Genomic DNA, 25,689 nt, shown 5'->3' with positions numbered 1-25,689 from the left:
ACCCCGGCCGCCGCAACGCTGCGGCCGACCCTGATCAGAACCGGTAGCTCGCCCCGGCGCCCACCAGCCAGGTGCGGCCCGGCGCGGGCTCGTAGTAGCGCGCGTTGCCCTCGTTGACGATGACCGAGCCGATGTAGCGCTTGTCGAACAGGTTGTCGATGCGTGCGAAGGCATTGAAGTCCCAGTTCGCCCAGCGTTTCACATAGCCCGCGTACAGCGAGGCAATGGCGTAGCCGGGCGCCTGCGCGGTGTTGGCGTCGTTGGCCTGGATGTTTCCGAGCGCGCGCGCCTCCACGCCCGCGCGCCAGCCCTGTTCCGGCACATAGCCGAAGGACGCGTAGAACGACTGTTGCGCAATGCCCGGTATGCGATTGCCCGAGCGCACGATGTTCGGCAGCGTGCACGGCGACGAGGCGCAGAAGCCGTCGCTGTAGCGCGCGTCGAGCCAGGTGTAGGCGAGCTGCGTGCGCCAATGGCTTTCGGTCTCGTGGAACCAGCTCAGTTCGAAGCCGTCGCGCCTGGTGTCGCCGGCATTCTGGTAGGTGGCGCGGCCACCGACGTTGGTGGCGGTCACGATTTCGTCGGAGGTGCGTGTCTCGAACAGTGCCGCCGTCAGGACGCCGCCGCCCAACCGTGCCTTGGCGCCCACCTCGACGCTCTGGTTGACCGCCGGCTGCAGCGCGAAGTTGAGGCCGCCGCGCCCGTCGGGGCGGTAGGCGAGTTCATTCAGCGTCGGCGTCTCGAAGCCGCGTCCCGCCGTGACGTAGAGGTTCAGGTCCCGGGTGGCGGCAAAGCGCAGCGCCATTACCGGCAAGGTCTTGCTGTAGTCCGCCGCGCCGCTGTCGTCGCCGTTGCCGCGGGCGATGTAATGGTCGGAGGAGTCGAAGCGCACGCTGCTGTGGCGCACGCCGGCCTCGAACGTCCAGCGATCGGACAGGTGCAGCGTGCCTTGCACGTAGGGGTCGACGTTGTAGACCTCGTTGGTTTCATTGCGGCGCAAGCGCCCCTGCACGCCGAGGATGGGCGCGTTCACGCCGCCCAGGTAGTTCTCGAAGCCGCGGCGCTGCTCGCGCAGGGTGTCGTAGGCCAGCCCGGTCACGATCTCGAGCGGCATTGCGCCAAGCTGCGTGCGCGCGGTCCAGCGGGCGTCGAGGCCGCTGTAGTTGCGCGACAGGTCGATCACGCCGCCGGACTGCTGCGGATTGACCTGCGCCGCGGGCGGAATGGCCTGGTACTGGGTGGTCTGGCGCTCGCCCCCGTAGACCATCAGGCGCAGGTCGTTGCTGGCGTTGATGCGCCGCTCGTAGAGCAGGCCGGCCTGGGTCTGCTCCACCGTCTTGCGGGTGTCGTACTGGTCCGCGAGCGCAGCGCCGCGCGGGTTGGCCGCGGCCTGCTCGGCGGTGAGGCCGAGCGGGTCCTGCGCATGCATCTGCACGCTGTTCAGGATCAGGGTGAGGCGGCTGTCGTTGTCGAGCTGGATGCCGAGCTTGGCGTTCTCGATGCTGCGGCGCGCCTCGCTGTGATCGCGGTAGCCGTCGGTCTGGAAGTAGCTGCCGCTGAGCAGGTAGTCGAGCGCGCCGCTGGAGCCCGATGCCTTGACGCTCTGGCGCAAGGTGCCGTAGCTGCCGCCCGCCAGCGAATAGTCGATCCTGGGCGCGCCCTCGCCGCGTTCGGTGAAGACCTGGAGCACGCCGCCGGAGGAATTGCCGTAGAGCGCCGAGAACGGCCCGCGCAGCACCTCGACGCGGTCCGCGGAGCCGATGTCGATGTTCGAGGTCTGGCCCTGCCCATCCGGCAGCGTGGCCGGGATGCCGTCGACGTAGAGGCGCACGCCGCGCACCCCGAAGGTGGAGCGCGCGCCGAAGCCGCGGATCGAGATCTGCAGGTCCTGCGCATAGTTCTGGCGGTTCTGCACCTGGATGCCCGGCACCGCACCGAGGCTTTCCGAGAGGTTGACCTGCAGGCGCGCATCGCGCATGTCCTCGCCCTCGACGCGGTCGGCCGAGCCGGCGACATCGAACGGGCGGACCTGTCCGCTCGGGGTCGTGACGGTGATTTCCTTGAGGACGGCGGGCGCGGCCTCCTGCGCTTGCGCCGCCCAGGGCGTGACGAGGATCAGCGGGGCGGCGAAGGTGTGCAGGCGTTTCATCGATTCGATTCTTCCGGGGTTGCGGACGCGCGGTAACCCGCGCGAACCCGATGCCTTGGAACGCCCCCGACGCGCACGCATACACGGCCTCGGCAAGAAACTCCGCAAAAGCGGAAGCAGTTGGCAATGGCCTACGCGTACATACGACTTACAGCCAATGGCTTGCGTAGGGGGCGCCGGATACGCTGCGGCAAAGACATTCGAGATTGACATGCTGACGGTTGCCCAGAAAGCCAACATCCTTCGCAAGGCGGGAATTCCCGTCCCGCCCGGACCTGACGAGCCGGTGCCCGGAATGGACGCTTCGTCCACCGCCGAACCAGCCCTGAGCGCTGATGCGTGGGCTGCGACGGTGAACGTGGTGTTTGTGACTTACGCGGCCGCGCGGGCTGCCAAGAGCTTGCGGGATGCTGAGGAAGCGCGCCAGTTGCAGACCCTGCGGCAACTCTCGGCCGGCTTCTCGCACGGCCGGCGCCAATCGCATCGCGCATGAATCACCGCGCAGGATGCGCGTGACGCGCGCATGCAAAAACGGGGCTTTCGCCCCGTTTCCTATTTGCTTTTCGAAATCCTCACCAGGCTGCTGCGCTGCTTCTGCAGCGCCTCGAGCTGCGCCATCTGCGCCTTGCAGTCAGACGAGGCGGCGACCAGCACGAATGGGCTTCGCCGCAGCGAGGTGATCGTCTTCTCGACGGCCGCCGTGTCGCGGTTGGTGGAAACCAGGCCGGCGGCCACCGCGGCCCTGGACTGGTGGTAGAAGCGCCGCTCGAATGCTGGTGTGCCGCAGCGCGCGGCGATCACCCGGTAGTCCGCTTCCTGTTGTTCTCCGCTAACCGCGGGCTCCGTCGCCCCGGCCATGGACGGGCATGCATAGCCCAGGCCGAGTGCGGCCATGGACAGGATCGACCCGATTGATTTACGCGTTCTCAAATTGCCTCCGTTGCTTGCGCCTCCGTGCGCGCGTTCGATAGTAAGCCCGTCTTACACCGTGCCGGGATCAGCCGTGTGATGTATTGCCCGTAGGCGCACAACGGGTGGGTGAATTGCTGCCCGGAAAGACGCGCCGGCTGCGTCAGGCCCTGGAAATGATCGCGTGCGAGAGTCAGTGCGAAGGGTATTCAGGTTGCCGACAGCAACGCTGCATACGATCCCTGCGATGTCGACCCGGCGCTTCTCCCGCTGCATTGCCAGGCAATGGAAGGGGTGGTGCGCCCTGTTGTTGCTGGTGAGCGCTTTGCAGCCCTTCCTGTCGGTGCATTTCGATGTCGACGGGCTGGTCGAGCGGCAGGAACTGAGCATTCGCGCCTTCGGGCAAGATGCGCAGTTCCAGCCGGACGAGGATGGCCCCGGTCCTTCGGCCGTCGAGGTCAAGCTGTTCGTGCCGTCGGCCGCCAGCATCGACCTGCCGCTGGCATTCATCAGCGGACTGGCGGCCTTCCTCTGCCTGGTGATCCTCGCGGCTCCGCTGCGGGTTGTGCTGGCGGCCTTCCTGGGGGTCTTCGACAGCACGGAGGCAGCGCCGGTGCCGAATGCGGGCGGCGCGCCCCCGTCCACCCAGCTCTGGCGCACCCGTCCACCCGAGACTGCGCCTCCGCGCTGAGCACGTTCTCTGCGGCGCCGACGGCGCTGCTCGTCTTGCCGTGGCCATTGCCGCCGGCCATTCCAACGTGTTCGAAAATCGCGCCCATGAATAAAAACGAGGACCCGACGCTCCGGGTCGCCTTTCCCCTGTTCCTTTCACTGCTCGCGTTGCTCTGGTTCGGCTCGCTGGCGACCAGGTCGCTGATCAGCCCCGACGAGGGCCGCTATGCCACGCTGTCCTGGGAGATGCTGCGCACGGGCGACTGGATCACGCCGCGGCTGAACGGAATCCTCTATTTCGAGAAGCCGCCGTTGCAGTATTGGCTGGGTGCGATCTTCATGAAGCTTTTCGGGCTCAACGCGTTTTCCGCACGGCTGTGGCCGGGGCTCGCGGGATTCCTCACGCCACTGGTGGTGGGGGCCACGGCCCATCGCCTGTGGGGCAGGGAAGCGGGGCTGCGCAGCCTGGCCATTGCCGCGTCGATGACATGGGTGTTCGGCAACGCGCATTTCCTGACGCTGGATGCGGGCCTGACGCTGTTCCTGACAATCTCGCTGTGCGCGGTATTGATCGCCCGCTATGCCACGGCCACGCCGGAAGCCCGGCGCGGCTGGATCTGGCTCGCCTGGGCAGCCATGGCCGGGGCGGTTCTCAGCAAGGGCCTGGTCGGCATCGTGATACCGGGGGCGGCGCTGGTCATCACCGCGATCTGGCGCCGCGACTTGTCGTTGTGGCGCGGCATGCATTGGATCTCGGGCCTGCTGATCTTCCTGGCGCTGGCCGCGCCGTGGTTCGTGCTGGTGTCCCTGCGCAACCCGGGCTTTGCCGAGTTCTTCTTCATCCATGAGCACTTTGCGCGCTACCTCACCAAGGTGCACCAGCGCGAAGGCGCCTGGTGGTACTACCTGCCCTTCCTTCTCGGCGGGATGCTGCCCTGGCTCAGCGGGCTGCCGTGGCTGGTGAAGCGCCATGCCACGCCGCAGCAAAGTGCCATCTCGGCCACGGACGTGCTCGTCGCCTACTCGGCTTTCGTGCTGCTGTTCTTCAGCGCCAGCGGGTCGAAACTGCCGTCCTACATCCTGCCGATGTTCCCGGCCATGGCGTTGTTGCTCGGCCAACGGCTGGTGGCCGTCCCGGCGAAGACCTTGCGCCTGCACATGCTGGTGCCCGTCCTGCTTTGGGCGATTGCGCTGGCCGCGTCGACACAAAGCGCACGCGTGGCTTCCAACTCGACGCCGCCCGAGGTGTTCGCGCAACTGGGCGCGGGCCTGCGCACCGGCGCCCTGCTCTTCCTGGGCGGCGCGGCGCTGGCATGGTGGTGGCTGCGCCGCAATCGCAACACGCTGGCGATCATGACGCTGGCGCTCGCGCACGTCGCGGGCATTGCGGTCGCACTGTCGGCACACGAACCTTTCGGCCGGCTCAAGAGCGCCACGCCATACGTCGCGCTGCTGCAGCCGCTCATACAATCCGGGGCGCCCGTGTTCTCGGTCGGAGGCTATGACCAGACGCTGCCCTTCTACCTTCGCCAGGAAGTCATCCTGGTGGATTACACCGACGAATTCGCGATGGGCCAGCTGAAGGAACCCGGGCGTTCGATTGAATCGCTCGACGAGTTCGCGCAACGTTGGCAAGCGCTTCCCCAGGCTGCGGCCTACATGGATATCGCGAGCTACATTGACATGCACCGGCGCGGCCTTCCCATGCGCGTCCTCTACCAGGACCAACGACGAGTAGTGGTATCCAGGCAATGAAAGCTATTGATTTTTTGTGGGTGCTGACAGGCGTCCTGCTCAATGCGGCGGCGCAACTGCTGCTCAAGGCGGGGGCGAGCGCCGCCGGCGAGATCTCGATGTCGGCCGGCCCCGCCGCGCTGTGGCGCACGGCCACCGGGCTGGCGCTGCATCCGGGCATCCTCGGCGGGCTGGCGTGCTACGCGATAAGCGTGGTGGTCTGGATCGTCGCGCTCTCGCGCGTCGAGGTCAGCATCGCCTATCCGATGCTGTCCATCGGCTACGTGGTCAACGCGGCGCTTGCGTGGTGGCTCTTCGGCGAGCAGGTCAATGCGCAGCGTTGGCTGGGCATCGCCGTCATCATCGTCGGCGTGATTCTTGTTGCACGCAGCGGGAGCACGCAATGAGCGCAGTCCCATTCCTGCCCTTCACGCGTCCCTCGGTCGATGAGCGCACCATCGCAGAAGTCGGCGATGTGCTGCGTTCCGGCTGGCTGACCACCGGTCCGAAATGCCAGGCGCTTGAAGCCGCGCTGTCCGAACGATGGGGCGGCCGTCCGGTGCGCCTCGCGAATTCGGGCACGGCCACGCTGGAACTGGCGTTGCGCATCTGCGGCGTCGGTCCCGGCGACGAGGTGATTACCACGCCGCTAAGTTGGGTTGCCACCGCGAACGTGGTGCTCGCGGTCGGTGCCAAGCCGGTGTTCGTCGACGCCGATCCCGTGACGCGGAACATCGACCTGGACCTCATCGAGCAGGCCATCACGCCGCGCACGCGCGCATTGATCCCGGTGGACCTGGCGGGCCTGCCGGTGGACCGTGATCGCCTCAATACGCTGGCCGCGAAGCATCGCCTGCGCGTGGTCGAAGACGCCGCGCAATCCTTCGGCTCGCAGTGGAACGGACGCGCGATCGGCAGCTTTGGCGACATGGTGTCGTTCAGCTTTCATCCCAACAAGAACCTGACCACGGGCGAAGGCGGGTGCCTCGTCTTGAACAACGCCGAAGAAGCCCGGCGCTTCGAGCTGCTGCGGCTGCAGGGCGTCGCACGCCTGCCCGGCGGCGAACTGGAAGTGGAAGCATGGGGCGCCAAGGCCAACATGACCGACATCGCCGCCGCGATCGGCCTGGGCCAGTTGCGGACCATCGACGAAGCCACGGCGCGGCGTCGCGTGCTGGTGCGGCGCTACTTCGAGCTGTGGGACATGACGCTCGGCTTCGACATGCCCCCGGAGGACCTGGAGGGGAACGGCAACTGGCACATGTTCCAGCCGCTTCTGCCACGCGACCTGGCCGCGCGGCGCGCCGATTTCCTCGAGGGCATGAAGGCGCGCGGCATCGGCGTGGGCGTGCACTACCCGGCGATGCACCTGTTCTCGATGTTCCGCGCGATGGGCCATGCGCCCGGCGACTTCCCGGTGGCCGAGGACATCGGCCAGCGTACGGTCACGCTGCCGCTTTTCCCCGCCATGGACGATGCCGACGTCGATCGCGTCGTCGGGGCCGTGGCGGAGGTGGTGGCGGAACTGCGGGGCAGCGCGGTCGTGAGGGCAGCGAGATGAGCGCCGGATACGAAGTGCCACTGGCCGGATTCCAGCCGGCCGACCGCGCGGCGGAACGCGCCCTGAGCGTTGTCATCCCCGTCTACAACGAGGAGCAAGGCCTGGCCGCGTTATTCGCGCGGCTCTATCCGGCACTCGATGCACTGGGCGTCGACTACGAGGTCATCTTCATCAACGACGGCAGCCGCGACCGCTCGGCGGCGTTGCTCGCCGAGCAGTTCGAACGCCGGCCCGACGTGACGCGCGTGATCCTGTTCAATGGCAACTTCGGCCAGCATCGCGCGATCCTTGCGGGCTTCGAGCACTGCCGGGGCGATCGCATCGTCACGCTGGACGCCGACCTGCAGAACCCGCCGGAGGACATCCACCTGCTGCTCGATGCGATGGACAAGGGCCACGACTGCGTCGGCTCGATCCGCCAGGACCGGCAGGATTCCGCGTGGCGGCGCTGGGCGTCCCGCGCCATGAACCGCTTGCGCCTTCGCCTGACCGGCATCGAGATGACCGACCACGGCTCGATGCTGCGGGCCTACAGCCGCAACGTGATCCAGTTGATCAACCAGTGCAACGAGATGAACACCTTCATCCCGGCCCTGGCGCTGCAGTTCTCGCGCAACCCGACAGAGGTGGTCACGGGCCATGAGGAACGGCACGCGGGCGAATCGAAGTACTCGTTCTACAGCCTGGTGCGGCTCAACTTCGACCTGGTGACGGGCTTCTCGCTGGTGCCACTGCAGGCGTTCTCGATGCTCGGGATCGTGGTGTCGCTGATGTCGGGTTTGCTGTTCGTGATCCTGGCGGGCCGACGGCTCATCCTCGGACCCGAAGAAGGCGGCGTCTTCACGCTGTTCGCGCTGCTGTTCCTGCTGATGGGCCTGGCGCTGTTCGGCATCGGATTGCTGGGCGAATACATCGGGCGCATCTACCAGGAAGTGCGCGCCCGGCCGCGCTACGTGATCACCGCGATCCTGGAACGCGAGCGCCGATGATGAAGCCCGATCTTCCCGCGCGCGCCATCGTGTTCGCGTACCACGACGTCGGCGTGCGCTGTCTGCGCGTGCTGCTCGACGCGGGCGTCGAAGTGCCGCTGGTCATCACACACGAAGACTCGCCGGGCGAGAACATCTGGTTTGCCAGCGTGGCGCAAGTGGCGGCCGAGAACGGCCTGCGCTGCGTGGCGCCGAGCGATGCACATCTGCCTGAATTGCTGGCTGAGGCGGCTGCATCGAATCCGGATTTCCTGTTCTCGTTCTACTACCGCCACATGCTCAAGGCCGCATGGTTGAACGTGCCGCGTTGCGGCGCCTTCAACATGCACGGCTCGCTGCTGCCGCAATACCGCGGGCGGGTGCCGGTGAACTGGGCCGTGATCGAAGGCGCACGCGAGACCGGCGCCACCTTGCATCGCATGAACGAGAAGCCCGACAACGGCGCGATCGTCGACCAATGCGCCGTGCCGATCCTGAAGGACGACACGGCGTCGGAAGTGTTCGGCAAGGTGGTGACGGCTGCCGAGATCGTGCTGGCGCGCAGCCTCCCACGCATGCTGGACGGCACGGCCACCGAGCGCGCGCAAGACCTTTCGCAAGGCGGGTACTACGGCGGCCGCAAGCCGGAAGACGGCCGGATTCCCCCGAGTGCCAGCGCCCAGCAGATCCACAACCTGGTTCGCGCATTGGCGGCGCCCTATCCCGGCGCGTTCTGCCGCTTCGGGGGGTGCGAGATCGTCATCGATCGAACCAGACTCGTCGAGCAGAAGCCCAATACCGATGCAGCGCTGCGCCTGATCAACGAGAACAACGCCCTGTGGCTGCAGGCCGCGGACGGCAGCATGCTCCACGTCCTGGCCGCGCACGACAGCGATGGCCCCATCGACCCCGCCGGATTCGCGCGCCGCTTTGGCGGCCGCAGCGTTTCCGTCGACTCCTGACTCACTCCCACGAGACCGCTCCCATGCTCAAAGTCCTCATCCTCGGCGTCAACGGCTTCATCGGCCATCACCTCACGCGCCACATCATCGACCACACCGACTGGGTGGTCTACGGCATGGACATGCAATCCGACCGCGTCGCACCGTGGATGGACCATCCGCGCTTCCACTTCTTCGAGGGTGACATCACCATCAACAAGGAGTGGATCGAGTACCACGTGAAGAAGTGCGACGTGGTGCTGCCGCTGGTCGCGATCGCCACGCCGTCGACCTATGTGCGCGAGCCGCTGCGGGTGTTCGAACTCGACTTCGAGGCCAACCTGCCCATCGTGCGAATGTGCCTCAAGTACAACAAGCGAGTGGTCTTCCCGTCGACCAGCGAGGTCTACGGCATGTGCACCGACGACGGCTTCGACCCCGAGACCTCCAACCTGGTCTACGGCCCGATCAACAAGCCGCGCTGGATCTACGCCTGCTCCAAGCAACTGATGGACCGCGTGATCGCCGCCTACGGCCAGCAGGAAGGCCTGCGCTACACGCTGTTCCGCCCCTTCAACTGGATCGGCCCGGGCCTCGACAGCCTGCACGCACCCAAGGAAGGTTCCAGCCGCGTGATCACGCAGTTCCTCGGCCACATCGTGCGCGGCGAACCCATCAAGCTGGTCGACGGCGGCAGCCAGCAGCGCGCCTTCACCTACGTGGAGGACGGGATCAACGCGCTGGTAAAGATCATCGCCAACAAGGATGGCGTGGCCGACAGCCGGATCTACAACATCGGCAATCCGGCCAACAACCATTCGATCCGCGCGCTGGCCGAGATGATGCTGGCGCTGGCCGCGACGCTGCCCGACTACAAGGACGCCGCCTCGCGCGTGCAACTGGTCGACGTCGCGTCGGCGGAGTACTACGGCGGCGGCTACCAGGACGTGACGCGTCGCGTGCCCGACATCCAGGCCACCATGAAGGACCTGGACTGGAAGCCGACCGTCGACATGCGCGACGCGCTGGCCAAGCTGTTCGACTACTACCAGGACCACGCCGCCGCGGCGGCCGACCTGGAGCTCTGACCGCAACCATGGCCCGCATCGCATTGAAGGTCGACGTCGACACCTGGCGCGGCACCCGAGAGGGCGTGCCCGCGCTGGTCCGCGCAATGGCGCAGGCCGGCGCCGGCGGCACCTTCCTGTTCAGCCTGGGGCCGGACCACACCGGGCGCGCGATCTTCCGCGCGCTGCGGCCCGGCTTCCTGAAGAAGGTGTCGCGCACCTCGGTGGTCGAGCACTATGGCGTGAAGACGCTGATGTACGGCGTCGCCCTGCCCGGCCCCGACATCGGCAAGCGCGAGGCCGGCACGCTGCGCAGCGTGCGCGACGCCGGCTTCGAAGTCGGCGTGCATTGCTGGGACCACGTGCGCTGGCAGGACCAGCTGCTCAAGCACGACGCCGCCTGGGCAGAGCGCGAAATGCACCGCGCGACACAACGCTTCGCCGAGGTGTTCGGCACGCCGCCGCGGCTGCACGGTGCGGCTGGGTGGCAATTCAACGATGCCGCGGCCAGGGCCGAGATGAAGCTGGGCATCGCCCATGCATCGGACACCCGCGGCGGGCGGCCCTTCCTGCCGGTCGACGCGGCCGGCGCGGTGATCGGCCCGCCGCAGTATCCGACCACGCTGCCCACGCTCGATGAACTGATCGGCGTGGACGACATCACGGTCGACAACGTGGCGGAGCACATCCTGCGGATGACCGCCGGGACGCACGAGGATCAGGTCTACACGCTGCATGCGGAGCTGGAAGGCCAGAAGCTGATGCCTGTGTTCGAGCGCCTGCTGGCCGGATGGAAGGCCCAAGGTCACGCGCTCGTGACGATGGGCGCGCTTCATGGGGCGACGGACATCAGCACGCTGCCGCGGCGTCGCATCGCACAAGGGACCGTGGAAGGCCGCTCGGGCTTGCTTGCGGTGCAGGAGGCGGCGTAGGCAGGCCAGCTTCAAACCCTGCGCAGAATCGCGGAACCTGGCACGCAAAGACCCTCCTGCGGCAATGCCGGTCAACGTCCTGGTCAGTTGCCGCGAGAGATGCTCGAGGCAGCCTTTGTCTTTGTTGTGAATTCCTGATGCCGTCCTCCCCGCTGCCGATCCGCCTGCACACCCCTTCCCGGGCGCCTCTTCTCATCGCGGCGATGGCCGCACTGGCTTTCGCCGTGGTCGCGGTCGCGATCCGGAAGGGGAGCGCCCTCGTCCAGTGGGACACCGCGATCGGCATGTGGTTCGCCGCGAACAGTTCCGCGATCGGCACCCGGGTCATGACGATCGTGAGCCTGCTCAACAACGAGATCGCCATGCTGGGCTACGCCGTGGCGCTGGCCTATTGGCTGTTCGTGACGCGCAGGTATTTCTGGAGCCTGGTGGCCTTCTGGGCGATCCCTTCGGGCATGGCTGTGAATTTTGCGGTCAAGCATGTGTTCATGCGGGCGCGGCCCTCGTTCGGACTCGCGCAGCAGGCGCTCGGCACCTACAGCTTCCCGAGCGGCCATACGGAGGGCGCCATGCTGTGCTACGGCGTGCTGATCTGCGCGCTGCTGTCCGGAACGCCGACGCCTGCGCGACGTCTCGCCGCTGCGGCCTGCGCCGCGATGATCATCCTGGTCGGCTTCAGCAGGGTCTACCTCGGCGCGCACTATTTCAGCGATGTCGTCGGCGCCGCCCTGGAGGGCATCTGCTGGCTCGCCCTGGTGGTCGCGTGGCGCGACGCGCGAACGCGCGCCCACCGGGCGGCGCGACCGAGGCTGGGTGCGGCATTGATGAATGGGCGCTGACCGCATCCGCGGTTTCTGCGTCTGCAACGCGTAGGGCGCAGGTCTTTTTCGAACGGGTGCGCCTTCACGCGCAAGCCACAGGACGTTATCTTCGAGCGCATGAACAACACCATGCGCCACTTCTCCCTTGTTGCCACGCTCGCAGCCGCCCTTGGCGCGAGCCACGTGCATGCCGCCGAGCTTTCGCCCGCGGTGGCGACGCAGTACGCCCAGGCCACCTTCCGCGAGTACTTCGACCTGCTCGCGCTGCCCAACGACGCCATCGCGTCGGCGGACATCCGCAAGAACGTGGAGTGGCTCGAAGCTGCGTTCCGCAAGCGGGGCTTCGCCACGCAGCAGTTGCCCAACGACGGCAAGCCGATGCTCTTCGCCGAATGGCCCGGCGCCGACCCGAAGCGCAAGACGGTGCTGTTCTACATGCACCTCGACGGCCAACCCGTGATCGCGGAGCAATGGCAGCAGAAGAGCCCCTGGGTGCCCGTGCTCAAGCGCAAGGATGCCAAGGGCGATTGGGAAGAGATCGATTCGGCGCCGCTGTTCAACGGCCCGGTCGACCCGGAGTGGCGCGTGTTCGGTCGGTCATCGGCCGACGACAAGGCGCCGATCATGATGTTCCTGGCCGCCATCGACGCCCTCAAGGCCAGCGGCGACGCCACCGGCGTCAACGTCAAGGTGGTGCTCGACAGCGAGGAGGAAAAGGGTTCGCCCTCGATCGGCAAGGTCATGCTCGCGCACCGCGACTTGCTGCGCAGCGACGCCATCGTCATCCACGACGGCCCGATGCACGCCACCAACCGGCCCACGCTGATCTTCGGCAACCGCGGCGCGGCCATGGCGCGGCTCACCGTGTACGGCGCCAAGGTGTCGCTGCACAGCGGCCACTACGGCAATTACTCGCCCAACCCGGCGCAGCGCCTGGCCACCTTGCTGGCCTCGATGAAGGACGAGCAGGGGCGCGTCACGGTGCAGGGCTACTACGACCACGTGAAGCTCGGCGACGCGGAGCGCAAGATCATGGCCGCCGTGCCGGACGACGAAGCCGCGCTCAAAAAACGGCTCGGCATCGCGAAGACGGATGCGGTCGGCGCCAACTACCAGGAGGCGATGCAGTACCCCTCGCTCAACGTGCGCGGCATGCAGTCCGCGGCGGTGGGCGACAAGGCGGCGAACATCGTGCCCGACACCGCGGTGGCCGAGATCGACGTGCGCACCACGCCCGACTCCACCGCCGTCTACCTCGGCAAGCTGGTCGAGGCGCACATCCAGAAGCAGGGCTACCACCTCGTCAAGGGCAAGCCCACCGACGAGGACCGCGCCCGCTACGACAAGCTGGCCAGCTTCGACATGCAGACCGAGGGCGGGGACGCGGCCGGCACGCCGATGGATTCAGCCGTCGGGCAATGGGCCTACACGGCGATGGTCGACGCCTTTGGCGCCAAGCCCGAACCGGTGCGCATCCGCATGATGGGCGGCACCGTGCCCACTGCCGAGATCGTCGAGGCGCTGAAGGTGCCCTTCGCGATCGTGCCGCTGGTCAACGCCGACAACAACCAGCACGCCAGCAACGAGAACATGCGCATGGGCAACTACATCGATGGCACGCGGACCATCTACAGCCTGATCACGCACCCCTTTGCAGCGCGCTAGAACTTCTGCGGCTGTCTCGCCGCCCGATAGCCCAGGAGGAAATACATGGACAGCCGCAAGCCAGCGCAACGCCCGGACAGGAAGCAACCCGCAAGCCTCTCTTTCGACAGCCAGGCCGTGCATGCCGGGAACAGCCCGGATGCCACGACAGGGGCCATCCTGACGCCGATCGTCATGTCCAACTCCTACCAGTTGCCTGACGATCCCTCTGCGCTCGATTGGTCGGACTCCCGGACGCTGTTCTACACGCGCAACTCGGGTCACAACCAGATGTGCCTCGAGCGCAAGCTGGCTGCACTGGAGCGCGGCGAGGATGCAGCCGTGTTCAGCACCGGCGTTGCCGCGCTGCACGCGATCTTCTTCACTTTCCTGAAGAGTGGCGACCATGTGGTCGTCAGCGACGTCACGTACGAGGCCGTCGCCCGCCTGTTCCGCGAGTTGCTTCCGCAGCGGTACGGCATCGAGGCGACCTTCGTGGACATCAGCGACCTCGCCGCGGTCCAGGCCGCCATGCGGCCGAACACGAGGCTCGTGCACGCGGAGACCATTGCCAATCCGACCACCAAGGTGGCCGATGTCCGGGCGCTTGCCGCCATCGCCCATGCGCGGGGCGCCATGCTGTCGATCGACGCGACATTCACGCCGCCCCCGATGTTCCGGGGTCTGGAACATGGGGCGGACTTCGTTGCGCATGCGCTGACAAAGTACATCAACGGGCATGGCGATGCGATGGGTGGCGCCGTGATCGGCCGCGCGGAGTTGGTTCGCCAGTTGAAGAACGACGCTCTCGTCGACGTCGGGGGCTCCATCTCGCCCTTCAATGCGTGGCTGATCATGCGCGGCTCCGTCACGCTGCCGCTGCGCTTGTCGAAGCACCTGTCCACGGCGCAGAGGGTGGCTGATTTCCTGGACCGGGACCCTCGCGTCGCGTTCGTGGCATTCCCTGGACTGACATCGCACCCGCAGCATGACCTGGCGTCACGCCAGTTCGAAGGATATGGCGCAGTCATGGCCTTTGCCGTCGACGGCGGGCCCGAACTGCAGAACCGCTTCGTGGCGAACCTGCGCCTGATCGTCTCGGCGGTGTCCCTCGGCCACGATGTTTCCCTGATCGTGCACGTCGGAAAGAATGCGCGTCGCGGCTCCAGCGCCTATCCGGACGCGTTCCAGACCTACGGTCACATGCGCCTGTCGATCGGGCTGGAGGATCCGGCGGATCTCATCGCGGATATCAAGGCAGCGCTTGACGACACACTGGGGCCGGTGGTCGCCTGAAGATGGCGCGGGACGCTGCGCCTAAGGAATCACCTCGTCCGCGCGAATGAGAAGCGAGGTCGGGATCGAGAGGCCGAGGCTGCTGGCGGTGCTCATGTTGATCGTCAGGTGGTAGCGCTTGGGTTGCGCCACGGGCAGGTCGGCGGGCTTGGCGCCCTTGATGATGCGGTAGACGTAGTCCGCCGCCAGAGCCATGTTCTCGCCGGCGTCCGCGCCGTACGACAGCAGGCCGCCCGCGCGGACTTCGGCGGCATATTCGTAGACTGCGGGGATGCGCTGCATTGCCGCGTAGTCGATCACGCGCTTCCGATTGAGGATCGTGAGGGCGTCGGTGATCATCATCACGGCGTCGGGCCGTGCCTTGTTCATGGCGGCCAGCGCCACGTTGAAATCGTCCGGCTCGCGCACTGGCAGGGGATCGATCGCTACGCCCAACACCGGCGCGGCCTTCTCGATCGAGTGAAAGCGCAGCGTCATCGCGCCGTCGCCGGCGTTCCAGAGCACCGCCACGCGCTGGGCGCGGGGAACGAGTTCCTTCACGAACTCCAGCCGCTTGGCGCTCAGCACTGCCGCCGGGTCGTCGATGCCCGTGATGTTGCCGCCCGGATGGGCGAGACTGGCCACCAGGCCCGTCTCGACCACGTCGCCGGCGTTGATGACGACCACCGGCACCGTCTTCGTTGCCTGCTTGGCCACTGCCGCGGGGGGTCCCCCCACCGTCACGATGGCGTCGACCTTGAGCGCGACCAGTTCCGCGGCCAGGCCCGGCAACTGCTCGGGGTGCCCCTGGGACCAGCGGGCCTCGTAGACGATCCGCCTGCCGTCGGCGCTGCCTGCAGCGTCCAGTGCGTTTCGCAACGGCGCCGGAGCCAGGCCGTCGGGGGGCCGCGGGCCTCCCGACAGGAATCCGATTCGACGGATCTGCTCCCCGGATTGCGATGCGCTGACGAGCGGCACGCCGAGCGCGATCGCTGCAAATGCCGCCTTCGTCCATCCGCGTCTGTCGATCATTCGCACCACCTTTCTGCCGGGTAGGGGGAGCGCCCGGCCATCATGCCACGGAGTACGCGCGTTCCAACGTACTGGAGCCACGGCGGCGAAAGCCCCTTCCAGCCCCTTGAAACCGCAAAAAATGCCCTTATCATTAGCACTCGCTCAAGGTGAGTGCTAACAGCACCCCTTTGGGTCGATCGGCAGCCGGCAACCTCGCTGGCGCCCGGATTCAACCCCGTTTCTATCCATATCAGGAGATGCAATTGAAACTTCGTCCTTTGCACGATCGCGTGATCGTCAAGCGCATTGAAAGCGAAACCAAGACCGCCTCGGGCATCGTCATTCCCGACAACGCCGCCGAGAAGCCTGACCAGGGCGAAGTGCTGGCCGTCGGTCCTGGCAAGAAGAACGACAAGGGCGAACTGGGCGCGATGAGCGTCAAGGTCGGCGACCGCGTCCTGTTCGGCAAGTACAGCGGCCAGACCGTCAAGGTCGATGGCGACGAGCTCCTCGTCATGAAGGAAGACGACCTGTTCGCAGTCGTCGAGAAGTAATCAACCCATCCTCATTGGAGTAAACAAACATGGCAGCAAAAGACGTAGTCTTCGGCGGCGAAGCCCGCGCACGCATGGTCGAGGGTGTCAACATCCTGGCCAACGCAGTCAAAGTGACCCTGGGCCCCAAGGGCCGCAACGTGGTGCTCGAGCGTTCGTTCGGCGCCCCGACGGTGACCAAGGACGGTGTGTCCGTCGCCAAGGAAATCGAACTCAAGGACAAGCTCCAGAACATGGGCGCCCAGCTCGTGAAGGAAGTGGCCTCCAAGACCAGCGACAACGCTGGTGACGGCACCACGACCGCCACGGTCCTGGCACAAGCCATCGTTCGCGAAGGCTTCAAGCTGGTCGCAGCGGGCATGAACCCGATGGACCTGAAGCGCGGCATCGACAAGGCTGTCACGGCCCTGGTCGCCGAGCTGAAGAAGGCTTCCAAGCCCACCACCACGTCGAAGGAAATCGCTCAAGTCGGCTCGATCTCGGCCAACAGCGACGAAACCATCGGCAAGCTCATCGCTGACGCGATGGACAAGGTCGGCAAGGAAGGCGTGATCACCGTTGAAGACGGCAAGTCGCTCGACAGCGAACTCGACGTCGTCGAAGGCATGCAGTTCGACCGCGGCTACCTGTCGCCCTACTTCATCAACAACCCGGAAAAGCAATCGGCGATCCTGGAAAACCCGTTTGTCCTGCTCTTCGACAAGAAGATCAGCAACATCCGTGACCTGCTCCCGACGCTGGAACAAGTCGCCAAGGCTGGCCGTCCGCTGCTGATCATTGCCGAAGAAGTCGAAGGCGAAGCCCTGGCTACTCTGGTCGTGAACACGATCCGCGGCATCCTGAAGGTCGTGGCTGTCAAGGCTCCTGGCTTCGGCGACCGCCGCAAGGCCATGCTGGAAGACATCGCCATCCTGACGGGCGGCAAGGTCATCGCCGAAGAAGTCGGCCTGACGCTCGAGAAGGTCACCCTGGCCGATCTGGGCCAGGCTGCCCGCATCGAAGTCAGCAAGGAAAACACGATCATCATCGACGGCGCTGGCGCTGCTGGTGACATCGAAGCCCGCGTCAAGCAAGTGCGCGTTCAGATCGAAGAAGCGACCAGCGACTACGACCGTGAAAAGCTGCAAGAGCGCGTGGCCAAGCTGGCCGGCGGTGTTGCCGTTATCAAGGTTGGCGCTGCCACCGAAGTCGAAATGAAGGAAAAGAAGGCTCGCGTCGAAGACGCCCTGCACGCCACCCGCGCTGCAGTGGAAGAAGGCGTCGTGGCTGGTGGCGGCGTGGCGCTGCTGCGCGCCAAGCAAGCTGTGGGCGACTCGATCAAGGGCGAAAACGCTGATCAAGAAGCTGGCATCAAGCTGGTGCTCAAGGCCATCGAAGCTCCTCTGCGCGAAATCGTGAACAACGCCGGCGGCGAAGCCTCGGTGGTGGTGAACGCTGTGTTGGCCGGCACGGGCAACTACGGCTTCAACGCTGCGAACGACACGTACGGCGACATGCTCGAGCTGGGCATCCTGGACCCGACGAAGGTCACCCGCACCGCACTGCAGAACGCAGCTTCGGTTTCCTCGCTGCTGTTGACGACCGAAGCAATGGTCGCCGACGCACCGAAGGACGAAGCCGGCGCTGGCGGCGGCATGCCCGACATGGGTGGCATGGGCGGCATGGGCGGCATGGGCATGTAATTGCCCGCCGCTGGCGCCTGGGTCCCGGCCAAGCCGGTTTCCAGGTGTCTCGCGAAAAGAGAACGGTCGCTTCGGCGGCCGTTTTTTTTTGCCGATGCGATGCCCAAGTGACCGGCAGGGACGCTCTGCGCCGGATGGCGGCGCAGCGAGCGCACGCGCAGAATCGCCCAAGAAGGAAACCCGAGCCCATGAACACCCCACCTCGCCCCAACACCCGCCGCTCATCGGGCACACCCACCCGCCGCAGCGTCCTGGGCGCGCTGGCGCTTGGCGCGGGCGGCGCGATCTGGTGGCACCGGCCATCGTTCGCCGCCGAGGCCGCGGTGGCCGTGCCGGCGCCGAAGATCGATCCGGCCAGCCTCGATGCCTCGGCCACGGCAGTGCTCGCGGGTGGCTGCTTCTGGGGCGTGCAAGGGGTGTACCAGCACGTCAAGGGCGTGACGAGCGCCGTGTCGGGCTATGCGGGCGGCGACGAAAGTACGGCGAAGTATGAATCGGTCGGATCAGGCCGCACCGGCCATGCCGAGGCCGTGCGCATCAGCTTCGACCCGCGCCAGGTCAGCTATGCGCGGCTGCTGCAGATCTACTTCTCGGTGGTGCACGACCCGACACAACTGAACCGGCAAGGCCCCGACACCGGCACGCAGTACCGCTCCACCATCTTTGCGCAGAACGTCGAGCAGGCGCGCATCGCGCAGGCCTACATCGCGCAACTGACCGAGGCGAAGACCTTCGGCGGCAAGCCGGTTGTCACGACCGTCGAACTGCAGAAGCGCTTCTATCCGGCCGAGGCCTATCACCAGGATTACCTGACGCTGCATCCGGACGAGCCGTACATCGCCTACAACGACCTGCCCAAGGTCGACAACCTGAAGAAGCTGTTCGCCGACCGGTACTCGCCGCGGCCGGTGCTGGTGAAGAACGGGGCCTAGAAGCAGGGTTCGAGCGCGCGGTACAGCGCACGGAATCGCGCCTGTCGCGCGCGGTGCGCGCCGGCTTGCCCGGTGTCGGGCACGAAGCGCCGCTGCACTGCCGGCCGCTGGCACACCGCATCGACAGTGCCGCCATCGGCCAGCCAGCCCAATCGCGCCGCGCCCAGCGCGCCACCCGCCTCGCCACCCTCGCCCAGCGCCAGCGGCACTTCGAGGATGTCGGCCAGCAACTGCGCCCACCAGGCGCTGCGCGCACCGCCACCGACGAGCGAGAGATCACTCGTCGGCCGCTCCATCGTGTCGAGCCCGTCGCGCAGGCCAAAGCTCACGCCCTCGACAACTGCATAGGCCATGTCGGCCGCCGCATGCGCATGGGTCAGGCCGAACAGCGCACCCTGCGCCTGCGGATTGTTGTGCGGCGATCGCTCGCCGGACAGGTAGGGCAGGAACAGTGGCGCGCGTTGCCGGGCGTCCGGGTCCAGCGTCGCGGCCGCCGCCAGCAGGCTCGCCTCGTCCTTGAACCCGAAGCTGCGCGCGGCCCAGCTCACCGCACTGGCTGCCGACAACATCACCGACATCTGGTGCCAGCGTCCCGGCAGCGCATGGCAGAAGGCATGCACCGCCTGCGCCGGATTGGGCGCAAAGGCCGCCCCCGACACGAAGATCACGCCCGAGGTGCCCAGCGAGACGAAGCCCTCGCCCGGCGCGACCAGGCCCATGCCGACGGCGCTGGCAGCGTTGTCCCCGGCGCCACCGGCGATACGCGCGCCGCGCGCCATGCCCCAGCGCGCCGCAAGTTCCGGCTTGAGCGTTGCCGAGGCTTCGCTGCCTTCGACGAGACTCGGCATGTGGGCACGCGTGAGCCCGGTGGCGGCCAGCAGCTCATCGGACCAGTCGCGCTGGCCGACATCGAGCCACAGCGTGCCGGAAGCATCGGACATGTCGCTCACCGCTTCACCACCGAGCATCAGGCGCAGCCAGTCCTTGGGCAGCAGCACGCGACGAGTACGGGCGAACACGTCGGGCTCATGCTCACGCACCCACAGCAATTTGGGTGCGGTGAAGCCGGGCATGGCGAGGTTGCCGGCGATTTCGCCCAGCCGCGGAACGGCCCGGGTGAGTTGCCCGCACTGCGCTGCGCTTCGGCCATCGTTCCAGAGGATCGCCGGCCGCAGGACTTCGTCCTTGTCGTCGAGCAGCACCGCGCCATGCATCTGCCCCGACAGCCCGATCGCGCGCACCGCCGCGAGCGCATCGGCATGTGCTGCGTGCAGTTGCTGCATCACGTCTTCCAGGGCCGCCCACCATTGCGAAGGCGCCTGCTCCGACCACAGCGGCCGCGGCCGGCTCACGGTCAGCGCCGAGCGCGCGACGCCGACGATGCGATGGTCGTCGGCGAGGAGCAGCGCCTTCAATTCGGAGGTGCCGAGGTCAAGTCCAAGGTACATGGTGGGTCAGGGTGTTGGAAGACTTGAATACGGGCAGCCGGCCGCGAAGGTTTCGAAGGACGCAAAAGGAAATCCAAAGAAGAAACTCAATTTCTTTCTGTCTTCTTTCGCGTCCTTCGCGAAACCTTCGCGTCCTTCGCGGCCGATGTCCGATTTCGGATGTCCCAATTCAATGCGCCCCGCCAAACCGGCTGTCCGCCTGCCGGCGGAATTCACTCGGCGTCATGCCCTTGATTTCCAGGAAGCGGCGGTTGAAGTTGGCGACGTTGTTGAAGCCGACCTGGTAGCAGATGTCCGTCACGTAGTGGTCGGTCTGCATCAGCAGGTGGCAGGCGTTGTTGATGCGGACCTGGTTGACGAAGTCGGTGAAGCTGTTGCCGGTCGACTTGCGGAAGAACCGGCTGAAGCGGCTTTCGCTCATGCCGAGTTCTGCCGCCACGTCGGCCATCGCGATGGGCTCGGCCACGTTGTCGGTGATGCGGTTGACGATGGCGTTGATCTGGTCGCCTTCGGCGTCGCCCTCGGCGCCCTTGATCTGCACGCTCGACAACAGCCGGTAGTCGGTGCATTCGGCGAGGTCGGCCAGGTAGTCGCAGAACGCGCCCAGCCGGCGCAGCCCGTGCGAGGCCTTGACTGCGCGCCAATGCTGCTCGGCACGCTCCGACAAGCCGAAGAACTCGATGCCGCGGCGCGCGCGCTCCAGCAGTTGCATGACTTCGGCGATCTCCGGGATTTCCGAGGCCGCCTGCGCGAACGGCTCATGCCGGAACTGGATCACCAGGTCGCGCGTGCTCACGCCGTCGGCCGGCGCATCGAGCGAGATCCAGTTGTGCGGCAGGCGCGGGCCGCACAGCACCAGGTGGCCGGGCTGGAACGGGCCGATCCAGTCGCCGACGAAGGCCTTGCCGGAGGTGGCCGTGATCAGGTGCAGTTCGTATTCGTCATGGCAATGCCAGCGCGCCAGCTGGCTCGGGTAGCCGTGCGACAGGCAGCGGACCCAGCCCACTTCCTCGGGCTTTTCGTAGCCGAGCGAGGGCGAGCGGGCGAAGTCGTGTTCCAGCTCGGGTTGGCGTTGGCGCGGGGTTTGGCGAGAGCGTGTGCTCGGCATTTCAGGCCTCCCTCATGGGGCGGACAGCGCGGCCTGCAGTTCCGCGCGGGTGGGCGGGTCGCATCCTTCGCGGGTGCAGTTGAGCGCGGCAGCGGTGGCGGCGAAACGCAGCACTTCGCCCCAGGCATCGTCGGCCAATGCGTCGAGTTGCGCCGCGTGCTCGACGCCTTGCTCCAGCAGCGCCACCGAGATGCCGGCGGCGAAGGTGTCGCCCGCGCCGATGGTGTCGGCCACCGTGATCCTGGGCGGCTTCACCTCCACCGGCGCATGGCCTGCGCGGTACACGCCGGCGCTGTCGCCGCCCCGGGTGACGACCACGGCGCGCGGCCCCTGCCCGCCGGCTGCGTGCGGCGCGAGGAACATCGCGGCCGCCTCGGCCAGGCTCTTGCCCGGCGCAAGGTAGGCCGCGTCTTCGTCGCTGAACTTGAGCACGTCGCTGGCGGCCAGCCAACGCGGCTGCTTCGCGCGGTAGGCGTCCATGTCGGGGATCAGGCTGGGCCGCACGTTCGGGTCGAACAGCACGATGCGCTGGCCGCGCTGCGCTTCGACGAGTTCGGTGATGCGCGTGGCGGCAGGCTCGGTGAGGATGGAGATGCCGCCGAAGTGCAGGAAGCGGCAACTGTCGGGCAGTGCGGGCAATTCCGGCGGCGCCCACAGCGTGTCGGCGGTGCCCTTGGTGTAGAAGGCGTAGTGATTGGTGGTCGGCGTGCGCGCGACGAAAGCCAGCGTCGACGGCGCCGCGCTGCGCAGCACGAATTGCGTGTCGACGCCGTTGCCTTGCAGATGCTGCAGCAGGCGCTCGCCGAACATGTCGGTCGAGAGCTGCGTGATGAAGCCGGTCGGCTGGCCCAGCCGCGCGGCGGCGATGGCGCTGTTGGTCAGCGCGCCGCCTTCGTGGCCCTCGAAGCTCAGGCCCGAACTGCAAGTGAAGTCGATCAGGGCCTCGCCGGCCAGTGCGATTCGCATAGTGTCAGGTTGCCTTCGTTGTCGCCGCCACAAATGCCTGGACCCGGACACCGGCGCGGCGCACGGCGTCAACCAGCCGAGTATCACCGGCCAGCGGTCCCCACAGCGCGGTGTCGGAACAGAAGGCCGCCACCGGGTCGGCCGCCTCGCAGATCGCGTGGCCCACGGCCGGGTCCATCACCTGGTCCTGGTAGGTGTACGGGATTTCGCCGCGGTGCCAGCGCTGCAGGAAAGCCAGGAACAGCGCCGGCAGCATCGCGACGCTGTCGATGCTTTCGTCGCGGGCCAGGCGCTCGCGCACGGTGGGCGCGATGAAGCCGGGGATCTTCGAGAAGCCGTCCATTGCCACGCGCTGGTTGGTGTCGCGGATCGACGGGTTTCCGAAGCGGTCGAGCACCACGTCGCGGTACGCGGGCAGGTCGACCGGGCTCGGCGTGCCGGGGCGGCTCAGGCAGGGGATGACGTCGTCGGTGACGTAGTCGAAGGCCATCTTGCGGATCGCGGGCGTGTGCGTGCCCTCGTGGATGAACTGCAGGCCGATGAGCGTACCGGCCCACGCGATGCAACTGTGCGTGGCATTGAGCAGGCGGATCTTGGCCTCTTCGTACGGCTGCACCGATTCCACCATCTGCACGCCCACGCGCTCCCACGCCGGTCGCCGGCCACCGATGAAGTTGTCCTCGATGACCCACTGGATGAAACTTTCGCCGGTGATGGGCGCCGCGTCATCCTGGCCGGTGGCCTTCAACACGCGCTCGCGCAACTCCGGCGGGGGACGCGGCGTGATGCGGTCGACCATGGCGTTGGGACAGGTGGTGTTGATCTGCACCCAGGCTTGCAGCGAGACGTCGCCGCAGCGCTCTATGAATTCGAGCAGGCCCTTGCGGAAGCGGTCGCCGTTGTGGCGCAGGTTGTCGCAGTTCAGCAGCGTGACCGGGCCGCCGCCGCCGGTCTTGCGCGCGCGCAGGATCGCGCAGACCGCGCCGTAGATGGTGCTGCCCGGCTCGCCCTTGCGCGCGCGCTCGATGTCGGCGGCCAGGTCGGCGAAGGACAGGTCCAGCTTGTCCTTGGCGTCGAGGTAGTAGCCGGCCTCGGTCACGGTGAAGGAGATGATGCGCGTGGCCGAATCGGCGCCGCGTGCGATCACGCTCGCCAGGTCGGCCTCGTAGGGCAGAACCTCGCGGATCGACTCGATGCGCTGGTAGCGGTATTCGTTCGCCGGCGAGATGGTCTCCAGCGTGTACGCACCGCCCTGTGCGCGCAGCGCGGCCAGCACCTCGGGCATGTCCGGCCGCAGGTTGGCGCCGGAAATCGCATAGGCCTTGTCGCCGGTGTCGCGCAGCGCCTGCACGTACACCGCCTGGTGCGCCCGGTGAAAAGAGCCGAGGCCCAGGTGGAGGATGACGGACGTGGCGTCCGGAACGGCTGCGAGCGTCATCACGCGGCGACCGCCAGGCCTTCGCGATTGAACAGGTGCAGCACTGACGGATCCAACTCAACGCCCACGTCGTCGCCGATGCGCAGCGGCGTGCGCTCGTTCTGCCGCGCGATGAGCGGGATGCCACCGACGTCGACGTGGATCAGCGTGTCGGAACCCAGCGCCTCGATCAGGTCGACCTTGCCCGGCACGCCCGCGCCGACGCCGGCATGTACTTGCAGGCCTTCGGGTCGCACGCCGAGGAAGCCATCGCTCGGCAGCCTGCCGCCGGTGGCCGCCGAGAAGGTCGGGATGGCGGCGGCCGGCACCATGTTCATCGACGGCATGCCGATGAACTGCGCGACGAACTTGTTGACCGGATGGTCGTACAGGTCCATCGGCGTGCCGACCTGCTCGATCAGGCCGTCCTTCAGCACCACCACGCGGTCGGCCAGCGTCATGGCCTCGACCTGGTCGTGCGTCACGTAGATGCTGGTGGCGCCGAGCGCGACGTGCAGCTTGTGGATCTCGACGCGCGTGTTGCCGCGCAGCGCCGCATCGAGGTTCGACAGCGGCTCGTCGAACAGGAACACCTTGGGCGCGCGCACGATGGCTCGCCCGATGGCCACGCGCTGGCGTTGGCCGCCCGAGAGTTCCTTGGGCGTGCGGTCCAGGTACTGCGTGAGGTTCAGCTGCTTGGCGGCGTAGTCGACCTTCTTCCTGATCTCGTCCTTGGGCACGTTGGCCAGCTTGAGCGCGAACGACATGTTGTCGGCCACGCTCATGTGCGGATAGAGCGCGTAGCTCTGGAACACCATCGCCAGATCGCGCTTGCCGGAGGCGAGGTTGGTGATGTCCCGCCCGTCGAGCATCAGGTTGCCGCTGGTGGTCGGCTCCAGCCCGGCGATGAGGCGCAGCAGCGTCGACTTGCCGCAGCCCGAAGGGCCGACGAAGACGATGAACTCGCCCTTGTTGATCTCGAGGTTGACGCCCTTGATGATGTGCGCGTCGCCAAAGCTCTTCTTGATGTTGCGGAGTTCGAGGTAGGCCATGTGTGTCTCTCCTTGATTTATTACTTGACGGCGCCGAAGGTCAGGCCTTGGACGAGTTGTTTCTGGCTAAACCAGCCGAACACCACGATGGGCGCGATGGCCATCAGCGAGGCGGCCGACAACTTGGCCCAGAACAGGCCCTCGGGGCTCGAGTACTGCGAGATCAGCGTGGCCAGCGTGCCCGCCTTGGCCGACACCAGGTTGAGTGCCCAGAAGGCCTCGTTCCAGCTCAGCACCAGGCACAGCAGGCCGCAGGATGCGAGACCACCGACCGACAGCGGCATCACGACGTGGCGAAACTCCGTCCAGACGCTCGCGCCGTCCATGCGTGCCGCTTCGAGGATCTCGTTGGGGATGTCCTTGTAGCTCGTGTAGAGCATCCACACCATGATCGGCAGGTTCGACAGCGTGAACACGATGATCAGCGCGGGGATCGAGTCCAGCATGCCCGCGGTCTGCGCCAGGACGTAGATCGGCACCAGCGCGCCGACGGCCGGCATCATCTTGGTCGACAGCATCCACATGAGGATGTCGCGCGTCCGCTTGGTGCGGAAGAAGGCCATCGAGTACGCGGCGGGCGCTGCGATCAGCAGGCCGAGGATGGTCGAGCCCACGCTGGTGATGATCGAGTTGCGCGCATACAGCAGGTAGTCGCTGCGGCGCTGCACCTCGCTGAAGTTCTCCATCGTCGGCTCGAAGATGAAGAGCGGCGGCACGTGGATGGCCTGCAATTCGGTCTTGAACGCGGTGAGGAACAGCCAGCCCAGCGGGAAGAACAGCAGGAGCGCCGCGCCCCACGCGCCGAGGGTGCGCAGGACGGTGAACAAGGGATTGGGTTGCATG

Annotated in this window: 24 protein-coding genes; 15 read left to right on the top strand and 9 right to left on the bottom strand. The window is 66.7% G+C overall.

Annotated features, from left to right (window positions below; translation table 11 throughout):
• Positions 1 to 34: 34 nt before the first annotated feature.
• Positions 35 to 2,149: a TonB-dependent receptor gene (locus HCU76_RS19850; RefSeq protein WP_213953109.1), complete on the bottom strand. Its 2,115-nt coding sequence runs from the start codon at positions 2,147 to 2,149 to the stop codon at positions 35 to 37.
• 211 nt (positions 2,150 to 2,360) lie between these two features.
• On the opposite strand from HCU76_RS19850, the gene HCU76_RS19845 reads away from it, so the two are divergent.
• A complete protein-coding gene (locus HCU76_RS19845; RefSeq protein ID WP_213953108.1) occupies positions 2,361 to 2,642 on the top strand; it encodes a hypothetical protein in 282 nt (93 codons plus the stop codon).
• Between the two features lie 59 nt (positions 2,643 to 2,701).
• Here the strand turns inward: HCU76_RS19845 and HCU76_RS19840 are convergent, their stop codons facing one another.
• Positions 2,702 to 3,043 carry a hypothetical protein gene (locus tag HCU76_RS19840; protein ID WP_213953107.1) on the bottom strand — a complete coding sequence of 114 codons (342 nt, stop codon included), beginning with the start codon at positions 3,041 to 3,043 and terminating at the stop codon, positions 2,702 to 2,704.
• A gap of 262 nt (positions 3,044 to 3,305) precedes the next feature.
• Here HCU76_RS19840 and HCU76_RS19835 point away from each other — a divergent pair, with 262 nt between their 5' ends.
• The 11 genes from HCU76_RS19835 (at position 3,306) to HCU76_RS19785 (ending at position 14,694) form a co-directional block, all read left to right on the top strand.
• Positions 3,306 to 3,749 (top strand): hypothetical protein, encoded by a 444-nt coding sequence (locus tag HCU76_RS19835; RefSeq protein ID WP_213953106.1) that lies wholly within the window; start codon positions 3,306 to 3,308, stop codon positions 3,747 to 3,749.
• Positions 3,750 to 3,835: 86 nt separating this feature from the next.
• Positions 3,836 to 5,485: a glycosyltransferase family 39 protein gene (locus HCU76_RS19830; protein WP_213953105.1), complete on the top strand. Its 1,650-nt coding sequence runs from the start codon at positions 3,836 to 3,838 to the stop codon at positions 5,483 to 5,485.
• A complete protein-coding gene (locus HCU76_RS19825) occupies positions 5,482 to 5,871 on the top strand; it encodes a multidrug efflux SMR transporter (RefSeq protein ID WP_213953104.1) in 390 nt (129 codons plus the stop codon). Before HCU76_RS19830 ends, HCU76_RS19825 begins: the two co-directional genes overlap by 4 nt.
• Positions 5,868 to 7,025, top strand: coding sequence for a DegT/DnrJ/EryC1/StrS aminotransferase family protein (locus HCU76_RS19820; RefSeq protein WP_213953103.1), 1,158 nt, complete (start codon positions 5,868 to 5,870; stop codon positions 7,023 to 7,025). Before HCU76_RS19825 ends, HCU76_RS19820 begins: the two co-directional genes overlap by 4 nt.
• Positions 7,022 to 8,014, top strand: coding sequence for a glycosyltransferase (locus HCU76_RS19815; protein ID WP_213953102.1), 993 nt, complete (start codon positions 7,022 to 7,024; stop codon positions 8,012 to 8,014). Before HCU76_RS19820 ends, HCU76_RS19815 begins: the two co-directional genes overlap by 4 nt.
• The gene (locus tag HCU76_RS19810) at positions 8,011 to 8,955 is read left to right on the top strand and encodes a formyltransferase (RefSeq protein WP_371319862.1); all 945 of its coding nucleotides are present in this window, start codon (positions 8,011 to 8,013) and stop codon (positions 8,953 to 8,955) included. Before HCU76_RS19815 ends, HCU76_RS19810 begins: the two co-directional genes overlap by 4 nt.
• A 23-nt stretch (positions 8,956 to 8,978) precedes the next feature.
• A complete protein-coding gene (locus HCU76_RS19805) occupies positions 8,979 to 10,022 on the top strand; it encodes a bifunctional UDP-4-keto-pentose/UDP-xylose synthase (protein WP_213953101.1) in 1,044 nt (347 codons plus the stop codon).
• A gap of 8 nt (positions 10,023 to 10,030) precedes the next feature.
• A complete protein-coding gene (locus HCU76_RS19800; protein ID WP_213953100.1) occupies positions 10,031 to 10,933 on the top strand; it encodes a polysaccharide deacetylase family protein in 903 nt (300 codons plus the stop codon).
• Between the two features lie 137 nt (positions 10,934 to 11,070).
• Positions 11,071 to 11,772 carry a phosphatase PAP2 family protein gene (locus HCU76_RS19795; protein ID WP_218510427.1) on the top strand — a complete coding sequence of 234 codons (702 nt, stop codon included), beginning with the start codon at positions 11,071 to 11,073 and terminating at the stop codon, positions 11,770 to 11,772.
• A gap of 111 nt (positions 11,773 to 11,883) precedes the next feature.
• Positions 11,884 to 13,419 carry a M20/M25/M40 family metallo-hydrolase gene (locus HCU76_RS19790; protein ID WP_213953308.1) on the top strand — a complete coding sequence of 512 codons (1,536 nt, stop codon included), beginning with the start codon at positions 11,884 to 11,886 and terminating at the stop codon, positions 13,417 to 13,419.
• Between the two features lie 45 nt (positions 13,420 to 13,464).
• Complete coding sequence (locus HCU76_RS19785; RefSeq protein ID WP_213953098.1) at positions 13,465 to 14,694, top strand: PLP-dependent aspartate aminotransferase family protein; 1,230 nt, start codon at positions 13,465 to 13,467, stop codon at positions 14,692 to 14,694.
• Positions 14,695 to 14,715: 21 nt separating this feature from the next.
• Here HCU76_RS19785 and HCU76_RS19780 read toward each other — a convergent pair whose 3' ends face one another.
• Positions 14,716 to 15,705: an ABC transporter substrate-binding protein gene (locus HCU76_RS19780; protein ID WP_213953097.1), complete on the bottom strand. Its 990-nt coding sequence runs from the start codon at positions 15,703 to 15,705 to the stop codon at positions 14,716 to 14,718.
• A 245-nt stretch (positions 15,706 to 15,950) separates the two neighbouring features.
• On the opposite strand from HCU76_RS19780, the gene groES reads away from it, so the two are divergent.
• The 3 genes from groES (at position 15,951) to msrA (ending at position 18,855) form a co-directional block, all read left to right on the top strand.
• Positions 15,951 to 16,241, top strand: coding sequence for a co-chaperone GroES (gene groES, locus HCU76_RS19775; protein WP_093109638.1), 291 nt, complete (start codon positions 15,951 to 15,953; stop codon positions 16,239 to 16,241).
• Between the two features lie 29 nt (positions 16,242 to 16,270).
• Positions 16,271 to 17,923 (top strand): chaperonin GroEL, encoded by a 1,653-nt coding sequence (gene groL / locus HCU76_RS19770; protein WP_218510426.1) that lies wholly within the window; start codon positions 16,271 to 16,273, stop codon positions 17,921 to 17,923.
• Positions 17,924 to 18,111: 188 nt separating this feature from the next.
• Entirely contained in the window at positions 18,112 to 18,855 is a 744-nt protein-coding gene (gene msrA / locus HCU76_RS19765; RefSeq protein WP_218510425.1) for a peptide-methionine (S)-S-oxide reductase MsrA, read from the top strand.
• On the opposite strand, the gene xylB is transcribed toward msrA, so the two are convergent.
• From xylB to HCU76_RS19735, 6 genes are all read right to left on the bottom strand, one after another.
• Complete coding sequence (xylB, locus tag HCU76_RS19760; protein ID WP_218510424.1) at positions 18,852 to 20,303, bottom strand: xylulokinase; 1,452 nt, start codon at positions 20,301 to 20,303, stop codon at positions 18,852 to 18,854. The genes msrA and xylB overlap by 4 nt on opposite strands.
• A 169-nt stretch (positions 20,304 to 20,472) precedes the next feature.
• Positions 20,473 to 21,411 (bottom strand): AraC family transcriptional regulator, encoded by a 939-nt coding sequence (locus HCU76_RS19755; protein ID WP_213953093.1) that lies wholly within the window; start codon positions 21,409 to 21,411, stop codon positions 20,473 to 20,475.
• Positions 21,412 to 21,423: 12 nt separating this feature from the next.
• On the bottom strand, positions 21,424 to 22,377 hold the full coding sequence (locus HCU76_RS19750) for a carbohydrate kinase (protein WP_213953092.1): 954 nt from the start codon (positions 22,375 to 22,377) through the stop codon (positions 21,424 to 21,426).
• Positions 22,378 to 22,381: 4 nt separating this feature from the next.
• Positions 22,382 to 23,815 (bottom strand): D-arabinitol 4-dehydrogenase, encoded by a 1,434-nt coding sequence (dalD, locus tag HCU76_RS19745; RefSeq protein WP_218510423.1) that lies wholly within the window; start codon positions 23,813 to 23,815, stop codon positions 22,382 to 22,384.
• Positions 23,815 to 24,846, bottom strand: a complete 1,032-nt coding sequence (locus HCU76_RS19740; protein ID WP_218510422.1) for an ABC transporter ATP-binding protein — start codon at positions 24,844 to 24,846, stop codon at positions 23,815 to 23,817. Before HCU76_RS19740 ends, dalD begins: the two co-directional genes overlap by 1 nt.
• Before the next feature lie 20 nt (positions 24,847 to 24,866).
• Entirely contained in the window at positions 24,867 to 25,688 is an 822-nt protein-coding gene (locus HCU76_RS19735; protein ID WP_213953089.1) for a carbohydrate ABC transporter permease, read from the bottom strand.
• Position 25,689: the final 1 nt, after the last annotated feature.

This window comes from Variovorax sp. dw_308 (assembly GCF_019207085.1).
In the GTDB taxonomy this organism is placed as follows: domain Bacteria; phylum Pseudomonadota; class Gammaproteobacteria; order Burkholderiales; family Burkholderiaceae_C; genus Variovorax.
Note: the sequence above shows the minus strand (reverse complement) of the source record. Positions and strands in the feature narration are given on the sequence as shown.